Source organism: Klebsiella pneumoniae subsp. pneumoniae HS11286 (assembly GCF_000240185.1).
GTDB lineage: Bacteria > Pseudomonadota > Gammaproteobacteria > Enterobacterales > Enterobacteriaceae > Klebsiella > Klebsiella pneumoniae.
The window spans coordinates 2,081,274-2,099,419 of sequence record NC_016845.1 but is presented as its reverse complement, the minus strand read 5'-3'; the positions used below and the strand labels follow the sequence as shown (position 1 = coordinate 2,099,419).

The 18,146-nt window shown below is 55.9% G+C and carries 24 protein-coding genes; 14 read left to right on the top strand and 10 right to left on the bottom strand.

Annotated elements, in window-relative coordinates:
- The first annotated feature begins 75 nt into the window (after nucleotides 1-75).
- Together KPHS_20400 and KPHS_20390 are read left to right on the top strand one after the other, a co-directional pair.
- Nucleotides 76-1,584, top strand: coding sequence for a putative carboxylyase-related protein (locus KPHS_20400; RefSeq protein ID YP_005226340.1), 1,509 nt, complete (start codon nucleotides 76-78; stop codon nucleotides 1,582-1,584).
- 33 nt (nucleotides 1,585-1,617) lie between these two features.
- Nucleotides 1,618-1,782, top strand: a complete 165-nt coding sequence (locus KPHS_20390) for a hypothetical protein (protein YP_005226339.1) — start codon at nucleotides 1,618-1,620, stop codon at nucleotides 1,780-1,782.
- A 112-nt stretch (nucleotides 1,783-1,894) separates the two neighbouring features.
- Here KPHS_20390 and KPHS_20380 read toward each other — a convergent pair whose 3' ends face one another.
- From KPHS_20380 to KPHS_20360, 3 genes are all read right to left on the bottom strand, one after another.
- Nucleotides 1,895-2,581 carry an EAL domain-containing protein gene (locus KPHS_20380; RefSeq protein YP_005226338.1) on the bottom strand — a complete coding sequence of 229 codons (687 nt, stop codon included), beginning with the start codon at nucleotides 2,579-2,581 and terminating at the stop codon, nucleotides 1,895-1,897.
- Nucleotides 2,582-2,978: 397 nt separating this feature from the next.
- Nucleotides 2,979-3,158 carry a hypothetical protein gene (locus tag KPHS_20370; RefSeq protein ID YP_005226337.1) on the bottom strand — a complete coding sequence of 60 codons (180 nt, stop codon included), beginning with the start codon at nucleotides 3,156-3,158 and terminating at the stop codon, nucleotides 2,979-2,981.
- A 39-nt stretch (nucleotides 3,159-3,197) separates the two neighbouring features.
- A complete protein-coding gene (locus KPHS_20360) occupies nucleotides 3,198-3,830 on the bottom strand; it encodes a DNA-binding protein (RefSeq protein YP_005226336.1) in 633 nt (210 codons plus the stop codon).
- A gap of 566 nt (nucleotides 3,831-4,396) precedes the next feature.
- Here KPHS_20360 and KPHS_20350 point away from each other — a divergent pair.
- The gene (locus KPHS_20350) at nucleotides 4,397-4,594 is read left to right on the top strand and encodes a hypothetical protein (RefSeq protein ID YP_005226335.1); all 198 of its coding nucleotides are present in this window, start codon (nucleotides 4,397-4,399) and stop codon (nucleotides 4,592-4,594) included.
- Nucleotides 4,595-4,709: 115 nt separating this feature from the next.
- On the opposite strand, the gene KPHS_20340 is transcribed toward KPHS_20350, so the two are convergent.
- The 6 genes from KPHS_20340 to KPHS_20290 form a co-directional block, all read right to left on the bottom strand.
- The gene (locus KPHS_20340; RefSeq protein YP_005226334.1) at nucleotides 4,710-5,720 is read right to left on the bottom strand and encodes a cyanide-insensitive oxidase CioB; all 1,011 of its coding nucleotides are present in this window, start codon (nucleotides 5,718-5,720) and stop codon (nucleotides 4,710-4,712) included.
- An 82-nt stretch (nucleotides 5,721-5,802) separates the two neighbouring features.
- Nucleotides 5,803-7,122 carry a cytochrome oxidase bd-II subunit I gene (locus KPHS_20330; protein YP_005226333.1) on the bottom strand — a complete coding sequence of 440 codons (1,320 nt, stop codon included), beginning with the start codon at nucleotides 7,120-7,122 and terminating at the stop codon, nucleotides 5,803-5,805.
- Between the two features lie 55 nt (nucleotides 7,123-7,177).
- Nucleotides 7,178-8,065, bottom strand: coding sequence for a manganese catalase family protein (locus KPHS_20320; protein YP_005226332.1), 888 nt, complete (start codon nucleotides 8,063-8,065; stop codon nucleotides 7,178-7,180).
- A gap of 16 nt (nucleotides 8,066-8,081) precedes the next feature.
- Nucleotides 8,082-8,588, bottom strand: a complete 507-nt coding sequence (locus KPHS_20310; protein YP_005226331.1) for a ferritin-like domain-containing protein — start codon at nucleotides 8,586-8,588, stop codon at nucleotides 8,082-8,084.
- 26 nt (nucleotides 8,589-8,614) lie between these two features.
- Nucleotides 8,615-9,109 carry a putative structural protein gene (locus tag KPHS_20300; protein ID YP_005226330.1) on the bottom strand — a complete coding sequence of 165 codons (495 nt, stop codon included), beginning with the start codon at nucleotides 9,107-9,109 and terminating at the stop codon, nucleotides 8,615-8,617.
- A gap of 62 nt (nucleotides 9,110-9,171) precedes the next feature.
- Entirely contained in the window at nucleotides 9,172-9,372 is a 201-nt protein-coding gene (locus KPHS_20290) for a hypothetical protein (RefSeq protein ID YP_005226329.1), read from the bottom strand.
- A 232-nt stretch (nucleotides 9,373-9,604) separates the two neighbouring features.
- On the opposite strand from KPHS_20290, the gene KPHS_20280 reads away from it, so the two are divergent.
- The 7 genes from KPHS_20280 to KPHS_20220 all read left to right on the top strand — a co-directional run bounded on the left by KPHS_20280 (nucleotide 9,605) and on the right by KPHS_20220 (nucleotide 13,395).
- Nucleotides 9,605-9,757, top strand: coding sequence for a hypothetical protein (locus KPHS_20280; protein ID YP_005226328.1), 153 nt, complete (start codon nucleotides 9,605-9,607; stop codon nucleotides 9,755-9,757).
- A gap of 249 nt (nucleotides 9,758-10,006) precedes the next feature.
- Entirely contained in the window at nucleotides 10,007-11,200 is a 1,194-nt protein-coding gene (locus tag KPHS_20270) for a putative oxidoreductase (protein YP_005226327.1), read from the top strand.
- A 217-nt stretch (nucleotides 11,201-11,417) separates the two neighbouring features.
- Nucleotides 11,418-11,540 (top strand): DUF1272 domain-containing protein, encoded by a 123-nt coding sequence (locus KPHS_20260; protein ID YP_005226326.1) that lies wholly within the window; start codon nucleotides 11,418-11,420, stop codon nucleotides 11,538-11,540.
- 141 nt (nucleotides 11,541-11,681) lie between these two features.
- The gene (locus KPHS_20250; RefSeq protein ID YP_005226325.1) at nucleotides 11,682-11,858 is read left to right on the top strand and encodes a hypothetical protein; all 177 of its coding nucleotides are present in this window, start codon (nucleotides 11,682-11,684) and stop codon (nucleotides 11,856-11,858) included.
- Between the two features lie 118 nt (nucleotides 11,859-11,976).
- On the top strand, nucleotides 11,977-12,300 hold the full coding sequence (locus KPHS_20240) for an antibiotic biosynthesis monooxygenase (protein ID YP_005226324.1): 324 nt from the start codon (nucleotides 11,977-11,979) through the stop codon (nucleotides 12,298-12,300).
- Complete coding sequence (locus tag KPHS_20230) at nucleotides 12,293-12,685, top strand: amino acid-binding protein (RefSeq protein YP_005226323.1); 393 nt, start codon at nucleotides 12,293-12,295, stop codon at nucleotides 12,683-12,685. The genes KPHS_20240 and KPHS_20230 overlap by 8 nt, the downstream gene beginning before the upstream one ends.
- The gene (locus KPHS_20220) at nucleotides 12,682-13,395 is read left to right on the top strand and encodes an ArsR family transcriptional regulator (RefSeq protein YP_005226322.1); all 714 of its coding nucleotides are present in this window, start codon (nucleotides 12,682-12,684) and stop codon (nucleotides 13,393-13,395) included. The genes KPHS_20230 and KPHS_20220 overlap by 4 nt, the downstream gene beginning before the upstream one ends.
- 272 nt (nucleotides 13,396-13,667) lie before the next feature.
- Here KPHS_20220 and KPHS_20210 read toward each other — a convergent pair whose 3' ends face one another.
- Nucleotides 13,668-14,918, bottom strand: coding sequence for an isocitrate dehydrogenase (locus tag KPHS_20210; protein ID YP_005226321.1), 1,251 nt, complete (start codon nucleotides 14,916-14,918; stop codon nucleotides 13,668-13,670).
- 240 nt (nucleotides 14,919-15,158) lie between these two features.
- Here KPHS_20210 and KPHS_20200 point away from each other — a divergent pair, with 240 nt between their 5' ends.
- The 4 genes from KPHS_20200 to KPHS_20170 are packed head-to-tail and all read left to right on the top strand — an operon-like array spanning nucleotide 15,159 to nucleotide 18,143.
- Entirely contained in the window at nucleotides 15,159-15,809 is a 651-nt protein-coding gene (locus KPHS_20200) for a pseudouridine synthase (RefSeq protein YP_005226320.1), read from the top strand.
- Between the two features lie 16 nt (nucleotides 15,810-15,825).
- Entirely contained in the window at nucleotides 15,826-16,284 is a 459-nt protein-coding gene (locus KPHS_20190) for a putative Nudix hydrolase (protein ID YP_005226319.1), read from the top strand.
- A gap of 56 nt (nucleotides 16,285-16,340) precedes the next feature.
- A complete protein-coding gene (locus KPHS_20180) occupies nucleotides 16,341-17,447 on the top strand; it encodes a tRNA (5-methyl aminomethyl-2-thiouridylate)-methyltransferase (RefSeq protein YP_005226318.1) in 1,107 nt (368 codons plus the stop codon).
- Nucleotides 17,448-17,501: 54 nt separating this feature from the next.
- Nucleotides 17,502-18,143 carry a high frequency lysogenization protein HflD gene (locus KPHS_20170; protein YP_005226317.1) on the top strand — a complete coding sequence of 214 codons (642 nt, stop codon included), beginning with the start codon at nucleotides 17,502-17,504 and terminating at the stop codon, nucleotides 18,141-18,143.
- Nucleotides 18,144-18,146 lie beyond the last annotated feature (3 nt).

Here is an 18,146-nt window from a genome sequence, read left to right as displayed (position 1 = left end):
AAGCATAAATGATGCAATTGATAACCATTAGCCTGCGAAGCATACTGTGCGCATCGATACGCTAAGGAGAACATCATGACCGCACCGATTCAGGATCTGCGCGACGCCATCGCGCTGCTGCAACAGCATGACAATCAGTATCTCGAAACCGATCATCCGGTTGACCCTAACGCCGAGCTGGCCGGTGTTTATCGCCATATCGGCGCGGGCGGCACCGTGAAGCGCCCCACTCGCATCGGGCCGGCGATGATGTTTAACAATATTAAGGGTTATCCACACTCGCGCATTCTGGTGGGTATGCACGCCAGCCGCCAGCGGGCCGCGCTGCTGCTGGGCTGCGAAGCCTCGCAGCTGGCCCTTGAAGTGGGTAAGGCGGTGAAAAAACCGGTCGCGCCGGTGGTCGTCCCGGCCAGCAGCGCCCCCTGCCAGGAACAGATCTTTCTGGCCGACGATCCGGATTTTGATTTGCGCACCCTGCTTCCGGCGCCCACCAACACCCCTATCGACGCCGGCCCCTTCTTCTGCCTGGGCCTGGCGCTGGCCAGCGATCCCGACGACGCCTCGCTGACCGACGTCACCATCCACCGCTTGTGCGTTCAGGGCCGGGATGAGCTGTCGATGTTTCTTGCCGCCGGCCGCCATATCGAAGTGTTTCGCCAGAAGGCCGAGGCCGCCGGCAAACCACTGCCGATAACCATCAATATGGGTCTCGATCCGGCCATCTATATTGGCGCCTGCTTCGAAGCCCCTACCACGCCGTTCGGCTATAACGAGCTGGGCGTCGCCGGCGCGCTGCGTCAACGTCCGGTGGAGCTGGTTCAGGGCGTCAGCGTCCCGGAGAAAGCCATCGCCCGCGCCGAGATCGTTATCGAAGGTGAGCTGTTGCCTGGCGTGCGCGTCAGAGAGGATCAGCACACCAATAGCGGCCACGCGATGCCGGAATTTCCTGGCTACTGCGGCGGCGCTAATCCGTCGCTGCCGGTAATCAAAGTCAAAGCAGTGACCATGCGAAACAATGCGATTCTGCAGACCCTGGTGGGACCGGGGGAAGAGCATACCACCCTCGCCGGCCTGCCAACGGAAGCCAGTATCTGGAATGCCGTCGAGGCCGCCATTCCGGGCTTTTTACAAAATGTCTACGCCCACACCGCGGGTGGCGGTAAGTTCCTCGGGATCCTGCAGGTGAAAAAACGTCAACCCGCCGATGAAGGCCGGCAGGGGCAGGCCGCGCTGCTGGCGCTGGCGACCTATTCCGAGCTAAAAAATATTATTCTGGTTGATGAAGATGTCGACATCTTTGACAGCGACGATATCCTGTGGGCGATGACCACCCGCATGCAGGGGGACGTCAGCATTACGACAATCCCCGGCATTCGCGGTCACCAGCTGGATCCGTCCCAGACGCCGGAATACAGCCCGTCGATCCGTGGAAATGGCATCAGCTGCAAGACCATTTTTGACTGCACGGTCCCCTGGGCGCTGAAATCGCACTTTGAGCGCGCGCCGTTTGCCGACGTCGATCCGCGCCCGTTTGCACCGGAGTATTTCGCCCGGCTGGAAAAAAACCAGGGTAGCGCAAAATAAGCAATAGCCGCCGGTAAACGGCGGCATTTTTCCATGCCGCGCGATCCTGAGCGGATGGCGCAGGCAGGATTAATTGATCGCAGCGGCGAGATCTTTTTTCACCAGCTCGCGCAGCTCAGAGGTCAGCTCCTGGCTTACGTCGAAATGGCGATCGGGGCGTTACGCATGGGGGTATTTACAGGGAATGATCCTTCATAAAAAAGAGAGGCGCTTATCACTGCGCTAATAAAGACTATCTGTAGCAAAGGGGGTATTTAAAACTGGATAATAAAAGAATAGCAGGTAACCGAAACCAGCCCCCGGTCGACCCTCAACCGCAAAGAAAAATATATTCTTCCTTCCAGTAGCGGCCCTGACCTATGATGTCCCCGGCAGAAGTGATTAACCGTTTTTGCTTTTCGGTTTCGATACCCTCAACGATCACATGGCCGGTCAGGGTATGAATAGACTGCAACAGACCGGGCAAAGCGGGGTCGTTTTCTTTATCCCAGAAGTAATCCTTATCCACTTTGACGCAATCGAAGCGGAATCTCTCCAGCAGCGGGAAGGAGGTTCGCCCGCGACCAAAATCATCCAGCCAGACCGGACAAAGCGCCGCCAGCGTGCTTAGCGCCGTCAGCTCGCGGCCGGCGATAAACTCATGAAAATTCTCATTTATCTCCAAAGCAATATGCTTACACGAGCGCAGAAAATCGCAGAGATAGCGGTCCGTCAGAATAAAATGGCTTAATAAATCATCGATATTGAGCGAGATCGGCTTATTATCGACCAGGGAAAAATCAAATACGGAAAGCAACTCGATTTGTCGGGTAAATAGTGCAAGCTTATCGCTTTCGGTAAGCGTGGAGAAAGAAAACGCGGGCGCTGAGGCGTTATTTCGTGCGGGTGCTATAATATCTTTAGTGAGCAATTCCCACGAGTGGCAGCTGCCATCATCGCTAATAGCGGGCTCCAGTACGAAGCGATAGGAGGTATTTTTCGCGTTTTCTTCAACCATTTAAAAAATACCAAAAATAAGAAAGGGTTAAAGCATGTCATATATTTCCCGCCAACAAAAATAGTTTAAAATGATCGATAAGAAACATTCGATAGCTAAAAACTATCAACATATAATTTATTGATCGGTAAAGTGAATTAATATAAATTAGCCACCGCTGTCGCATGCGTTTAGACAACAATTAAAATATTGTTTCAAACCAGCCAGTTACATGACGAGCCGCATCCAGTCGTAGCCACATTACGCTTTTCCCCGGCGGCAAAAAAAAGCGTGGTGTAATAAAAATCAAAAATACAAGCCGCCAGTTTTCGTCCTCTCGTATGCCAAAAGATGAATAATCTCTGGCCCAACGCAACCGCTTGCCGATAATAAAAACGCTGCCCCGGTCAACGAAACGTCATACTTTACCGCTACCTTGCTGGCAGAACAGGCGCAGCGGATAAAGGGCAGTGAAAAGAAAATACATGGTTCCACTGGCGCTAATGCTCCTCATGCTCATCGCCAGCGCATGGCTGGAACCGGCCCCGCGGCCTGTCGCCAGAGGGCTGTGCGTCTGGTTCGACGGGGCAATGGTCAACTGTCTGCAGAGGCAACGGCTGGGCGAAAGGTTGCCGACTCACTCGCTGGCCAGGCGGTAAACGGGCACTCGTCGGGTGGTATTGAACAAATTGTCGCTGACCTCCACCTCCGTCGTGACAATCGCCATACCGGACCGGCGCAACTGCGCGATGTCCGCCGCCACTCGCTGACTGCCGAACCAGAACAGGGCGTCGAGAGCGGTGACCGGCAGGCCGGCGTTCAGCGCCTGGCGGAGCCGCTCCCGGGCCGGCTTTATCTCCCGGGCAATCTGCTGGTACGGGGCCGCCGTCAGCCCCGTTGCATCGACGCGACGAATGCGGTTTGCCAGGCGGTAATGAAAGGCTTCCGGGACAGCCTGTAAATCCTGTTTCAAACTATAGACGCAGCCGTAACGTTTGCCGTTGAAAACGGCGGCTTTACGGCTAAGCTGCAACGTCTCGCGAACATCGGCGATTAGCTGCGGCGCGCGCACCAGCAGCAGGCGAAAAGGCAGCTCGAAGCTGGTGACATAGTCGACGTTCAGTAACGCAATGCGCAGGCGCTCCTCTGCCCCGGCCCGCAGCTGACGACACTCCAGGTATACTTCGCGCCACTGCTCCCGGAGCCGTGGCGTCTCACCGGCTTCGGTAAACTGGTATTTTTCAATATCGTAATCAATTCTCCCGGCCACCGCGCATTCCTTTCTGAATCAGTCCGCGGGTTATATTATCATCCTCCGACGCCGTCCCCTATGCCCAACGCCGCTGTCGTTGTCGATTATTTACGATAAAGATAACGGGTGATGATCACATCAAGAACAAACAGCAGGAAGATAACGCTGCTTAACCATAATAAGCCTGCGAATAAATCAAGTAATTGCATCGTTGTTCCCTCGCCGTTGGCCCTAAAAAAGACGCTCCATCACCATAAAGTAGTTAACAACCACCTTAACAGCCACAGAATAAAATTATTTAGCACGATGCCATCCCGAGCCCGGACAGATTCATTTTATTGTCATTAATTTGTCATCAAAAAATGTCTATCATCAACCGGCGCCGCAGGGTCGTCTCTGCCGTCATGGTATGGCGGACAACGCGTCGCCACGCGGTTTAACAACACGGAATAACCTCGCCCTACCTCATTCTTACTGTCATTGCATAATTTTATATCAGGCACGTTTGTCATCCTGCTGAATAATCCGTAAAAGCGCCGTAAGCAATAAAACCCCTGCAGATTGGTTTACCATGGAGAAATAAGATGCCTAGCGAAAAAGCCCGCAGCCTTGACCATTTCTATGAATTACTGGCGACAGGACAACACCCGAAGATTGAGCTCGATTTTGATGTCGCCGCGGACGATTTTTTTAAAATCGCCACCGAGTTTGGCGATATTGGCGCGAGGATCACCCGGGTTAACGAACGATTTATTATTAAGATCAAGCCACCGAAGGCATAAACACCCGGCCCGAGTCGTTGCAGCAGATCACCGGTTTGTGCGCATCCCTCTCGGTCATCCCTGACCGGACGGCGCGACGCGCCGGCAAATCCTCACCTGCCGGCGCGAATCAGGCTCAGTGATAGCCCTCGCTGCCGGAGACTTTGCCGCGAAAGACGTAGTAGCTCCAGGCGGTATACATCAGGATCACCGGGATAATGAGCAGCGCGCCCGGCAGCATAAATACCTGGCTGGACGGCGGCGCAGCGGCATCCCACAGAGAGATATGCGGTGGGATAATGTTCGGCCAGACGCTGATCCCCAGCCCGCTGAAGCCGAGGAAAATCAGGCCCAGCGTCAGGATAAATGGGCGGGCATGGCTGGCGGGGCGCGCGCTCAGGCGCCAGATCCACAGGCTCAGAGCCAACACCAGAATCGGCACCGGCACGAACCAGAAGAAATTGGGCAGCGTAAACCAGCGTTCCGCCACGTAGCGCCAGCCCAACGGCGTCCAGACGCTGACCACCGCGATCACCGCCATCAGCGCCAGCAGTACCTTGCGGGTCAGCTCGCGCATCCGCTGCTGCAGCGCGCCTTCGCTTTTCATAATCAACCACGTGGTGCCCAGCAGCAGATAGGCCACCACCAGCCCCAGACCGCAGAACAGATTGAAAGGGGTAAGCCAGTCCAGCGTCGAACCGGCGAAGCGGCGGTCAGCCACCGCAAAGCCGTTGATAAACGCGCCGACGACAATCCCCTGGCTGAAGGTCGCCAACAGCGAGCCGCCGGCAAAGGCATAGTCCCAGAAGATGCGATGCGAGGGAACCGCTTTAAAACGAAATTCAAAGGCCACGCCGCGAAAAATCAGGCCGATGAGCATCGCCGTCAGCGGGATAACCAGCGCATCGGTGATCACCGCATAGGCCAGCGGAAAGGCGCCGAACAGCCCTGCCCCGCCGAGCACCAGCCAGGTTTCGTTACCATCCCAGACGGGGGCGACGCTGTTGACCATCACATCGCGCTCTTCGCCATCATGCACCACGCTGAACAGCATCCCAATACCTAAATCGAAACCATCCATCACGATATACATCAGCGTGGCGAAGACAATGATGACAAACCAAATCACCGAGATATCGATGCTCATGATGCGTTCTCCTCATCACGCACCGGCTCAGCCGCTGAGAGCGGACGCGCCGGGGTGCCTGCGGTTTGCGAGGTCAGCTCCGTCACCGGCTGCGGCCCTTTTTGATAAGCCGGAAAATGTAGTAATACCCCACGCCAAACACGGCGCAGTAAACCACGATAAATACCAGCAGGCTGATGGCCATCTGCAGGGTGCTGTGCAACGACACCGCATCCCGCGTGCGCAACAACCCGTATATCACCCACGGCTGGCGGCCCATCTCGGTGGTCACCCACCCGGCGACCAGGGCAATAAGACCGGCGGGCCCCATACAGAGCGCAAACCACTGGAAGGGACGCGAGTGGTACAGCCGCCGCCGATAGCGCAGCCAGGCGCTGCAGATCCCTAAGGCGATCATCAACACGCCCATCCCGACCATGATGCGAAACGACCAGAAGACGGCGGGCGAATAGGGTCGGTCCTCTTTCGGGAAGTCTTTCAGGGCCGGCACCTGCTTATGCAGGCTGTGGGTAAGGATCAGGCTACCGAGAGCGGGGATCTCCAGACCATAGCGGGTCCGCTCCTGCTCCATGTCCGGCAGGCCAAACAGCAGCAGCGGCGTGGCCTCGCCGGGGCGATTTTCCCAGTGCCCTTCGATGGCCGCGATCTTCGCCGGCTGATGCTCAAGGGTGTTAAGACCATGCATATCCCCCACCACCGCCTGGATCGGCGCCACCAGCAGCGCCATCCACATCGCCATCGACAGCATTTTGCGGATGGCCGGCGAGTCGTTGCCGCGCAGAAGATGCCACGCGGCAGAGGCCCCGACGAACATGGCGCTGCTGAGAAACGCGGCTATCGCCATATGGAACAAGCGATACGGAAAAGAGGGGTTAAAGATAATCGCCAGCCAGTCCTGCGGGATGAGATGGCCATTTTCGATGATAAAACCCTGCGGCGTCTGCATCCAGCTATTGGAGGCAAGGATCCAGAAGGTAGAAACCAACGTGCCAAGCGCCACCATGCAGGTGGTAATAAAATGCAGCGCTGGCGGCACTTTATTCCAGCCAAACAGCATCACCCCGAGGAATCCCGCTTCAAGGAAGAAGGCGGTCAGCACTTCGTACAGCAGCAGCGGGCCGGTAATACTGCCAGCGAACTGGGAAAATCCGCTCCAGTTGGTGCCGAACTGATAGGACATGACTAATCCGGAGACTACGCCCATGCCAAAATTGACGGCAAAGATTTTCAGCCAGAAATTGTAGAGTGAACGCCAGACATTATCCCGGGTTCGCAGCCACATCCCCTCAAGCACCACAAGGTAGCTGGCAAGGCCGATGGTGATGGCCGGAAAGAGGATATGGAAGGATACGGTAAAGGCGAATTGCAATCGGGCCAGATGAAACGCGTCGAATTCAAACATATTCCACACCCATCATTGTGAATCGCCCCGGCCGCAGCCGGGGCTCATGCGAACATCACTTAGCTGATGATGAAGTGTTTTGCTTCCCGGCGCCGAGTTCGGCGCCGGTCAAAGGATCGCCCTGCGGGTCAGACTGCGTTCGCTTCAGCATCGCTTTGCACAGCGCTTCCTGCTCTGGCGTCAGGCCGACAGAAGCACTGCCATCTCCGCCATCTACGGCCGGCTGTGGATCCTTGACATAATCGAAGTGTTTGTCACTGTTCCAGCTGCCGCGTACTTCTCCACCTTCAGACATATTGTAGTAGGTGTTAGCGTACTCGCTAATGGGCGGCAGTTTGCCCGGTGGATAGTTGTTGCGAATCGACTGCAGGGCCTTCTCAAAAGAGAGCTGATGCGCCGCTTCGCGGGTCATCAGGAAGGCCAGCGCGTCTTTCACGCCAGGATCGTCGGTCACGTTGATCAGGCGTTCATAGACGATCTTCGCCCTCGCCTCCGCCGCGACATTCGACCGCAGGTCGGCGGTGGGTTCGCCGATAGTATCAATGTAGGCCGCCGTCCACGGCACGCCCGCCGAGTTGGTCAGCGGGGTACCGCCGCCGTACAGCAGGGATGTAATATGGCTGTCATTGCCGTTGGCGGTGAGCGAACGATAGAGTTCCGCCTCGCTCTCGGTGCCCTCCGCCAGGGCTCCTTTGGCGCCTTTATTCAGCATGCCGACCAAAGTGCCAATGATCTCCAGATGGCTCAACTCCTCTGTCGCGATATCCATCAGCATATCTTTGCGGCCGGGATCGTCATCGCTTAATCCCTGGGTGAAATAACGACACGCGGCGGCCAGCTCGCCCTGAGGGCCGCCAAACTGTTCGAGCAGTAAATTCGCGAGCCCCGGATTCGGTTCAGCAACGCGTACGGTATACTGCAGTTGTTTCACATGACGAAACATAGGCCTGCCTCCTGGGTTATTTTTTCGCTTCTACGCCGTCAGCATCTGAACGCAGGAGAAACTGCTCCGTGGTCTGAGGAATATGTTTAATCAGCCAGTCGGCCATTTCCCGCTCTTCCGCCAGGATGGCTTCAATGGCTGGGATGGAGGCGGTATCGCCCGCTTTTTCAGCGGCCGCCAGCAGAGAGGTATAGCAGGCGATTTCAAACTGCTCGAAAACGTACCCGCTGATCGAGCCTTTGACGATTTCATCGGAAGGAAACATCCCGCCGATGGACTGGCCGAGAGCCGCCATTTTACTCATCGAATCTTTAATCACCGAGCGCGAAATCTCATTGCGGTCGAGGATCTCTTCCAGCACGGTAATTTGCCGTTTGGTCTCGTTAACATGCTGTTCGATTCTGGCACGGAGATCCGGATAATTATCGATACGGCCAGCCATTGATTCCAGCATGGACTCTGCCTGTTTTTCCATGGCATGCGCATCTCGTAGCCAGTCATGGTAATGTTCAACGTGATTCATCGTGATTTCCTCGTGTCAGGGAGAGTTTATTTTTCCGCTTTCATATTAATATTACCTACCGCCAGATCGGTTAATTTCACATCGGTTTGTTTTTCTTCTTCCAGGGTTTCGGCAAGCAGTTTGGCTGCTTTTTTATAGCCCAACTGCTCTGCCAGGGTGACCAGAGTACCGTAACTGGCAATTTCGTAATGCTCGACCTTTTGCGCAGCGGCAATTAATGCAGCATCACGTACCTCATTTTTTTCCGTGCTCTCAACGACTTCATTAGCTTCTTCGATTAATCCTTCCATGGCCACGCATTTCATGCGTTTGATTTTCAGGTTGGATTCCTGTTCAATAATCTGGTCGATACGTTCGATCTGGCCCTGGGTTTCTTCAAGATGAGCATTGAACGCCGCGCTGAGTTTTTCACTGGACGCCGCTCTGGCTAGTTTAGCCAGCCCGCGGGTTAATTGTTTCTCTGCGCTGTAGGTATCTGAGAGCAGGTGAATAAATACATCTTCAATGCTTTTCATATTCATAGAAATACCTTCTGGAGTCAGAAAATAACTGCGAGTCTGTGACAGACTCGCAGGAGATACTTTCACTTCAGGGTGCAAGGAAAAGGATAATCAGGAATTATCGGACTTGCGGCCACCGCCGTGGCTATTCTGTCCGCCTTTTTTACCCGCTTCGGACGCACGCTGCGGATCATTTTTAAAGTTCCCGCCGCTGTGCTGACCACCTTTACGACCTGCTTCAGAAGCTTTTTCACGGTCTTCAGCAAAATTACCGGAACCACCACGATGCTCTGCCATATTTCACCTCATGTATATCGGTTATGTCAGTACGATACGAAAATATTCCGTATCACTCGTCGTTCGATATTTAAATCTAGCGGATAATGCTGGTTAGTCAAATTATTATTCCGTTTTTTCGACACCTTTTAGCAGTAATTCGGAATAATTCTACAAGACACCTCAAAAATAACCAGACGGCACCTTGCCGCTAACTCACTGTGTTCAGGGAAATAATGTATGCAGATCACCTCTGCGGCAAATAATTATCTATACCGGAGGATTACTACCGTTGGGTTATATAACGAAGCGGCAGCATTGCCCTTTGCCAGACGGAAATTCAGAATTTTTCCTGGTTTTACGGATAAAAAAAGCCGCTGGGGAAGCGGCTAGCAAACAAAATGGAGCGAATATCATGCCCGATTAATACTGGCACACATAAGGGCAATAGGCAAATAACTCGAACAGACCAGCCGGGAAATAAGCGAAGCGTGGAATATATTCAGCTCCTGGAATATCACGCAGTTCCATTATTAGTACTCTACGCTTTATTTTTTACGATGATTTATCGGTGACGATAGCAGCCGTTCACCAGGCCGAAGAACCGCATGCTGTCAACCTTTCTCTCGAGGAGAATATTCTATGAAAGCACTCACTTATCACGGCCCGCATCATGTCAGCGTCGACACCATGCCTGACCCGGCTCTTGAGGCAGCGGACGATATTATTCTGCGCGTCACCGCGACAGCGATTTGCGGTTCCGATCTGCATCTGTACCGCGGAAAGATCCCCGGCACGCACCATGGTGATATTTTCGGCCATGAATTTATGGGGGAAGTGGTGGAAGCCGGTTCCGAGGTCACCGCGGTCCGCAAAGGCGACCGGGTGGTTATCCCGTTTGTCATCGCCTGCGGAGACTGCTTCTTTTGTCGCTTGCAGCAGTATGCCGCCTGCGAAAGCACCAATAGCGGCCAGGGCGCGACGCTCAATCGAAAAGGCATTTCGCCACCGGCGGCGCTGTTTGGCTATAGCGATTTGTACGGCGGGATCCCGGGCGGCCAGGCGGAATATGTACGGGTCCCCAAAGCCAATACCGGACCGTTTAAAGTGCCAGACACCTTACCCGATGAAAAGGTGCTGTTTCTGTCAGATATTCTGCCCACCGCCTGGCAGGCGGTTAAAAACGCCGAGGTCAAACCCGGCAGTAGCGTGGCTATTTTTGGCGCCGGCCCGGTAGGCCTGCTCTGCGCCTCCTGCGCCAGGCTCAATGGCGCAGAACAGATATTTATCATCGATCATAACGATTACCGACTCGATTTCGCGCAACAACGCTATGGCGCGATCCCGATAAACTTTGACCACCATGACGATCCTGCGCAGTGGATTATCGATAACACGCCGGGCCATCGCGGCGTCGACGCGGTGATCGACGCCGTGGGCTTCGAGGCGAAAGGTAGCCTTACGGAAACCGTCCTCAGCACCCTGAAAATCGAGGGGAGCAGCGGAAAAGCCCTGCGCCAGTGCATCGCCGCCGTGCGCCGCGGCGGCATCGTCAGCGTACCCGGGGTTTACGCCGGTTTCATCCACGGCTTTATGTTTGGCGATGCCTTTGATAAAGGACTGACCTTCAGGATGGGACAAACCCACGTCCACGCCTGGTTGCCGGATCTGCTGGCGCTTATTGAGCAAGGGCTGCTTACCCCGGAGGAGATTGTCACTCACCATATGCCGCTGGAGGAGGCCGCGCGCGGCTATCAGATCTTTGAGAAACGTGAAGAGGCGTGCCGCAAAGTGATCCTCGTACCGGGAATGCAGCCCGGGAAAGCGACCCTCTGAGAAGGCGATTACCGCGCAAGGAAATTCTCGGCGGACCGATCGCGGCATGATATAAACATAGCGTGCTTTGGCCCGCCGTCGCTGATATAGCCGTTCACCAGAGGAGAAGTTGATGCTCGAGTTACGTCCGAATTGCGAATGCTGTGATAAAGATCTGCCGCCAGACTCACCCGAGGCGTTTATCTGTTCGTTCGAGTGCACCTTTTGCCGGGACTGCATGACGACGCGACTGAACGGACATTGCCCGAACTGCGGCGGCGAACTGGTGCGGCGCCCTGTGCGTCCCGAAGAGGCGCTGCGGCGCCACCCCGCCTCCACCCTGCGCCGCCATGCACAGTAGGCGAGACGCAGGTCTCCCGGCTAAGGCCCGAGGAGAGCACGGAGCCTGAAGGCGTGACCGGTGGCAGACAACGTGCTCTTTCGATTATCGCCCGGCGGCGCTTCGCTAGTCCGGGCGAGCGTTTCCGGGTTCATATTCTGCATGTCAGTAAAACGACTTTCCCGCCCGTACTGCCCGTCGGCGATCGCTTTCATCGATAGCCGCAGCCCTCAGGGTTTATCCCCCCACATCGCGATTTCACTAAAACTCAGCCAGCCCTGTGCGCTCAGGCTGCCGTATCGCATGGCTGGCGTTCTTTTTTATTCACCATCGCAATAACGCTGGAAGCATTTCCGTTGCAATCGTTGATCTCCTGCCAGGCATATTTCGCTGCACACCGAAGCTTCCTGCTCTGGCCGTCAGTAGACTGCCGGGAAATTCACCATGGAGCAGACTTATGATTGCGGTACTTTTTGAGGCCGACGCCTTACCACAAGCACAGGAAAGATATCTTCAGCTGGCGGCCGGGCTGACGCCTTTGCTTTCAGACACGCCGGGGTTTATTGCCATTGAGCGCTTTCAGAGCCTGAGTACGCCCGGCAAAATCCTCTCGCTATCCTGGTGGGAAGATGAAGCCTCGGTGGCCAACTGGCAGCAAAATGAGCGGCATCTGGCTGCCCAGCGCGAAGGCAAAGCATCGATTTTTTCATATTACAGAATACGCGTAGCCCGCGTGTTCCGGGATTACGCATCGGATCGGGGAGCACAGTCAGATGTATGACATTCACGTGATTCTCAGCAACTCGCCGGGCTCGCTTGGCGCAATGGGTATGGCGCTGGGTAACAACGGCGTGGGGCTCGAAGGCGGCGGCGTATTCACCACGCCTGATGCCGGACATGCGCATTTTCTGGTGGAAGACGGTGAGACAGCCCGCAGGGTGCTGACCGAGGCCGGCTTTACGGTCAGCAATGTATGCCGTCCTCTGATACGAAAGTTACCTCAGGAACGTCCTGGGGAACTGGGAGACATCGCAGACACCCTGGCCCATAATGGTATTAATATTCTGGTACAGTACAGCGACCACCGTAACCGGCTCATTCTCCTTACCGATGATGACGCCCGGGCAGCGGAAGTGACCAAAAAATGGGCCATACTTTCTGAATGAATCTCCTGAAACCGCAGCAAGACAGTGAGCCAGAGGAGGCGCTGGAAACCGCTATGGCGATGGTGGCCTCAGCCCTCTCTGACTCGTCAAGGGTCAGTATTCTCTGCGCGCTGATGGACGGGCGCGCATGGACGGCAACCGAACTCAGTACGGTCGCCGAGGTGTCCGCCTCCACCACCAGCGGCCATCTTGCCCGGCTGCTCAGCAACGGACTGGTGGTGTGTCTCGCGCAGGGGCGCCACCGCTATTACCGCCTGGCGGGCTCGCATATTGCCGGGCTGCTGGAAAACCTGATGGGCGTCTCTATGCAAGCGCATAAGACGCTTCTCCCCAGCACGCCGGTTAATCTTCGCTACGCCCGGACCTGCTACGATCATCTGGCGGGCGAGCTGGCGGTCAATATTTATGAATTTATGCTGAGGGAAAAATGGCTGGCGGCAGATGGCCTGGCCCTGACGTCAGCCGGTAAAACCCAGCTTGAACGCCTTGGCGCAGTGTTTAACGCCCGCCCACGGCGTAAGCCTTGCTGCCCCTGTCTCGACTGGAGCGAAAGACGTTTTCATCTGGGCGGCGACGCCGGCTCGGCGCTAATGACGCTGTTCCTGCAAAAAGGATGGATAACGCGCGCGCCGGGATATCGGGAAGTACAAGTGACGGATAGCGGCAGAGCGGCGCTGTCCCGGCTGTTTAATCTGAAAGTGCGCGGATAGCCTGAGTTTAGGCTACAGCACATTTTCGCCGAACGGCCCCGGTTTAAGCCGGTCGGGCCATCAGTATGACGCCTGGCGTGCAATCCGTTTTCATGCGAGCTCTTACGGCAAATGGATCTCTCCCTGTCATGAGGTATATAGCTTTGTTGAACGTTGCGCTGCGGGACATTCGCCATCGCCTAATGCTTCAAGCGTCCGGCAGAATAATTGCCTGAAGGCGAAAAAAAACGAGAGCCCATCGGCTCCCGCTTTTACTTAATCCACTAACGGGATTACATATTCGCGATAATCGCGTCGCCAAACTCGCTACATTTCAGCAGTTTAGCGCCTTCCATCAGACGTTCGAAGTCATAGGTCACGGTCTTGGCGGCGATAGCGCCTTCCATGCCTTTGACGATCAGGTCTGCGGCTTCGAACCACTGCATGTGGCGCAGCATCATCTCTGCGGACAGGATGATGGAGCCCGGGTTCACTTTGTCCTGGCCGGCATACTTCGGCGCAGTACCGTGAGTCGCTTCGAACAGCGCGCACTCGTCACCGATGTTGGCGCCCGGGGCGATACCGATACCGCCAACCTGCGCCGCCAGGGCGTCAGAGATATAGTCGCCGTTCAGGTTCATACAGGCGATAACGTCGTATTCCGCCGGACGCAGCAGGATCTGCTGCAGGAACGCATCGGCGATCACGTCTTTCACCACGATCTCTTTGCCGGTGTTCGGGTTCTTGATTTTCACCCACGGACCGCCGTCGATCAGCTCGCCGCCGAACTCTTCGCGAGCCAGCTGGTAGCCCCAGTCTTTGAACGCGCCTTCGGTGAACTTCATGATGTTGCCTTTGTGCACCAGAGTGACGGAATCACGATCGTTGGTGATCGCGTATTCAATCGCGGCGCGCACCAGGCGTTTGGTGCCTTCTTCAGAGCACGGCTTGATGCCGATGCCGCAATGTTCCGGGAAGCGAATTTTCTTCACGCCCATCTCATCGCGCAGGAATTTGATCACTTTGTCTGCTTCCGCAGAGTCGGCTTTCCACTCGATACCCGCATAGATATCTTCTGAGTTTTCACGGAAGATAACCATGTCGGTCAGTTCCGGGTGTTTAACCGGGCTCGGGGTGCCCTGGTAGTAACGTACCGGACGCAGGCAGACGTAAAGATCCAGCTCCTGGCGCAGCGCCACGTTCAGAGAACGAATGCCGCCGCCGACTGGGGTGGTCAGAGGACCTTTGATAGCAACGCGGTAGTCACGAATCAGATCGAGGGTTTCAGCTGGCAGCCAGACGTCCTGGCCATAGACGTGGGTTGATTTCTCACCGGTGTAAACTTCCATCCAGGAAATTTTACGCTCGCCCTTATAGGCTTTCTCAACGGCGGCATCAACCACTTTCAGCATCGCTGGGGTAACGTCAACGCCGATACCGTCACCTTCAATGAACGGGATAATCGGATTGTGAGGGACGTTCAGTTTGCCGTTTTGCAGGGTGATTTTTTGACCTTCCGCCGGAACTACTACTTTGCTTTCCATTAACCTCTCCTTCGAGCGCTTCTGGTTCTGCTCTTCCCTCTTCACGCGAGCCTGGTGTTGGCTGAGTCGGCCAGCTTCGGCGTACCGGGTCTTCCCGCTAACCGGAGCTATCGCGTCCGTGTCGCCTTCCTGCCTGTAGTGCGAATCGGTTTGAGCAATTTTTTGTTAATAATTTGTAATGAGCATGTCAATACTACCTGAATGTTTGCGTCCATGAAAGGCATTCGTAATTAGGCTATAATGCGGCAATTGATAAAGCCTGAAAATACCATGCAGAAAACTTCATTTAGAAAACATCGCGTTGAGCGATTCAGCACACAACAAGTCACCAGACAACGTAAAGAACGCCAGCCAAAAACTGTGATCTTGTTCAATAAACCCTATGATGTGTTGCCGCAATTTACCGATGAAGCCGGGCGCAGCACGCTAAAAGATTTTATTCCGGTGGCGGGCGTCTACGCCGCAGGTCGGCTCGATCGCGACAGCGAAGGCCTGCTGGTGCTGACCAACGACGGCGCGCTGCAGGCGAAGCTGACCCAGCCGGGTAAGCGCACCGGCAAGATCTACTATGTTCAGGTGGAAGGCGAACCCACGCCCGAGGCGCTGACCGCCTTGCGCGACGGCGTCACCCTTAACGACGGCCCCACCCTGCCTGCCGGCGTAGAACTTGTCGAGGAACCCGTCTGGCTGTGGCCGCGCAACCCGCCGATTCGTGAGCGCAAATCGATTCCCACCCGCTGGTTGAAAATCACGCTCTACGAGGGACGCAACCGCCAGGTGCGCCGGATGACCGCCCACGTCGGCTTCCCCACCCTGCGGCTGATCCGCTACGCCATGGGCGGCTATACCCTCGACGGACTGGCCAACGGCGACTGGCGCAAAGCCGAATAACTGAAAAGGAAAAGCGATGTTTAAACCTCATGTCACCGTTGCCTGCGTGGTTCACGCCCAGGATAAATTTCTCATCGTCGAAGAAACCATTAACGGCAAAGCGCTGTGGAACCAGCCGGCGGGCCATCTCGAGGCCAATGAAACGCTGCTGCAGGCCGCCGAACGTGAACTGTGGGAAGAGACCGGCATTCGCGCCACGCCGCAGCACTTCATCCGCATGCATCAGTGGCTGGCTCCCGATAACACGCCGTTTCTGCGCTTCCTGTTCGCCATCGAACTTAGCGATCTGTGCGCCACTGAACCACACGACAGCGATATCGATCGCTGCCTGTGGCTCAGTGCTGAGGAAATTCTTAACGCGCCGAACCTGCGCTCGCCGCTGGTTGCCGAAAGCATTCGCTGCTACCTGCAGGACCCGCGGCAGCCGCTGTCGCTGATTGGCGCATTTAACTGGCCGTTCACAGGGGGTGAATGAACGGTGAGCGCGTGCTAGAATACGCCGCCTCGAAGTTCAATGTAGCGAGTATTTCCATGTCAGAAAGCCAGAAAAAAGTGATCGTCGGCATGTCCGGCGGCGTCGACTCCTCGGTCTCCGCGTACCTGCTGCTGCAGCAAGGGTATAAGGTGGAAGGCCTGTTCATGAAGAACTGGGAGGAAGACGACGGCGAGGAATACTGCACCGCCGCCGCCGACCTTGCCGATGCGCAAGCGGTCTGCGATAAGCTGGGCATTGAACTGCACACCGTTAACTTTGCCGCCGAATATTGGGATAACGTCTTTGAGCTCTTCCTGGAAGAGTACAAAGCCGGCCGCACGCCGAACCCGGATATTCTGTGCAATAAAGAGATCAAATTTAAAGCCTTCCTCGAGTTTGCTGCCGAAGACCTCGGCGCCGACTACATCGCCACCGGGCACTATGTGCGCCGCGCCGATGTCGACGGTAAAAGCCAGCTGCTGCGCGGCCTCGACGGCAACAAAGATCAGAGCTACTTCCTCTACACCCTTAGCCACGAGCAGATTGCCCAGAGCCTGTTCCCGGTGGGTGAGCTGGAAAAACCGCAGGTGCGTAAGATCGCCGAAGAGCTGGATCTGATCACCGCGAAGAAAAAAGATTCCACCGGCATCTGCTTTATCGGCGAGCGTAAATTCCGCGATTTCCTTGGCCGCTATCTGCCGGCGCAGCCGGGCAAAATCCTCACCGTCGACGGCGAGGAGATCGGTACTCATCAGGGGCTGATGTACCACACCCTGGGCCAGCGTAAAGGGCTGGGTATCGGCGGCACCAAAGAGGGTAGCGAAGATCCATGGTACGTGGTCGATAAAGACGTTGAGAATAATATTCTTATCGTCGCCCAGGGCCATGACCACCCGCGCCTGATGTCCGTCGGTCTGATTGCCCAACAGCTGCACTGGGTAAACCGTGAACCGCTGCAGGGCACCCTGCGCTGCACGGTGAAAACCCGCTATCGCCAGACCGATATCCCCTGCACCGTTACCGCGCTGGATGAAGACCGTATCGAAGTCCGCTTCGATGAGCCGGTCGCGGCGGTGACCCCGGGCCAGTCCGCAGTGTTCTATTTAGGGGAAGTGTGCCTCGGCGGCGGAATTATTGAACAACGACTGCCTCTGCAGTCCTGAACGCGCGTTATTTCCGCCGGGACGAACCGCCCTGGCGGCTGACAAGGAGTATGTGTGGCGAAGAATTACTATGACATCACCCTGGCGCTGGCTGGCGTTTGCCAGGCGGCGCGACTGGTTCAGCAACTGGCGCATCAGGGACATTGCGACAGCGATGCCCTGCATGTGTCGCTGAACAGCATCATCGACCTCGATCCTGAGTCGACGCTGGCGGTGTTCGGTGGCAGTGAAGCCAATCTTCGCCTCGGTCTTGAAACGCTGCTAGGGGTGCTCAATACCAGCAGCCGTCAGGGCCTCAATGCTGAACTGACGCGCTATACCCTGAGCCTGATGGTGCTGGAGCGCAAGCTCGCCGCCAGTAAAGGGGCGATGGACACGCTCGGCAACCGCATCGCCGGCCTGCACCGTCAGCTGGAACACTTTGACCTGCAGTCCGAAACGCTGCTCAGCGCCATGGCGGGCATCTATGTCGATGTGATAAGCCCGCTGGGGCCGCGTATTCAGGTGACCGGCTCCCCTGCCGTGCTGCAAAGCCCGCAGGTGCAGGCGAAAGTTCGCTCAGCGCTGCTGGCGGGTATTCGCGCCGCGGTGCTCTGGCATCAGGTGGGCGGCGGACGTCTGCAGCTTATGTTTTCCCGTAATCGTCTGGTTAACCAGGCAAAGCAAATTCTTGCTCATTTAACCCCGGAGTTGTGATCT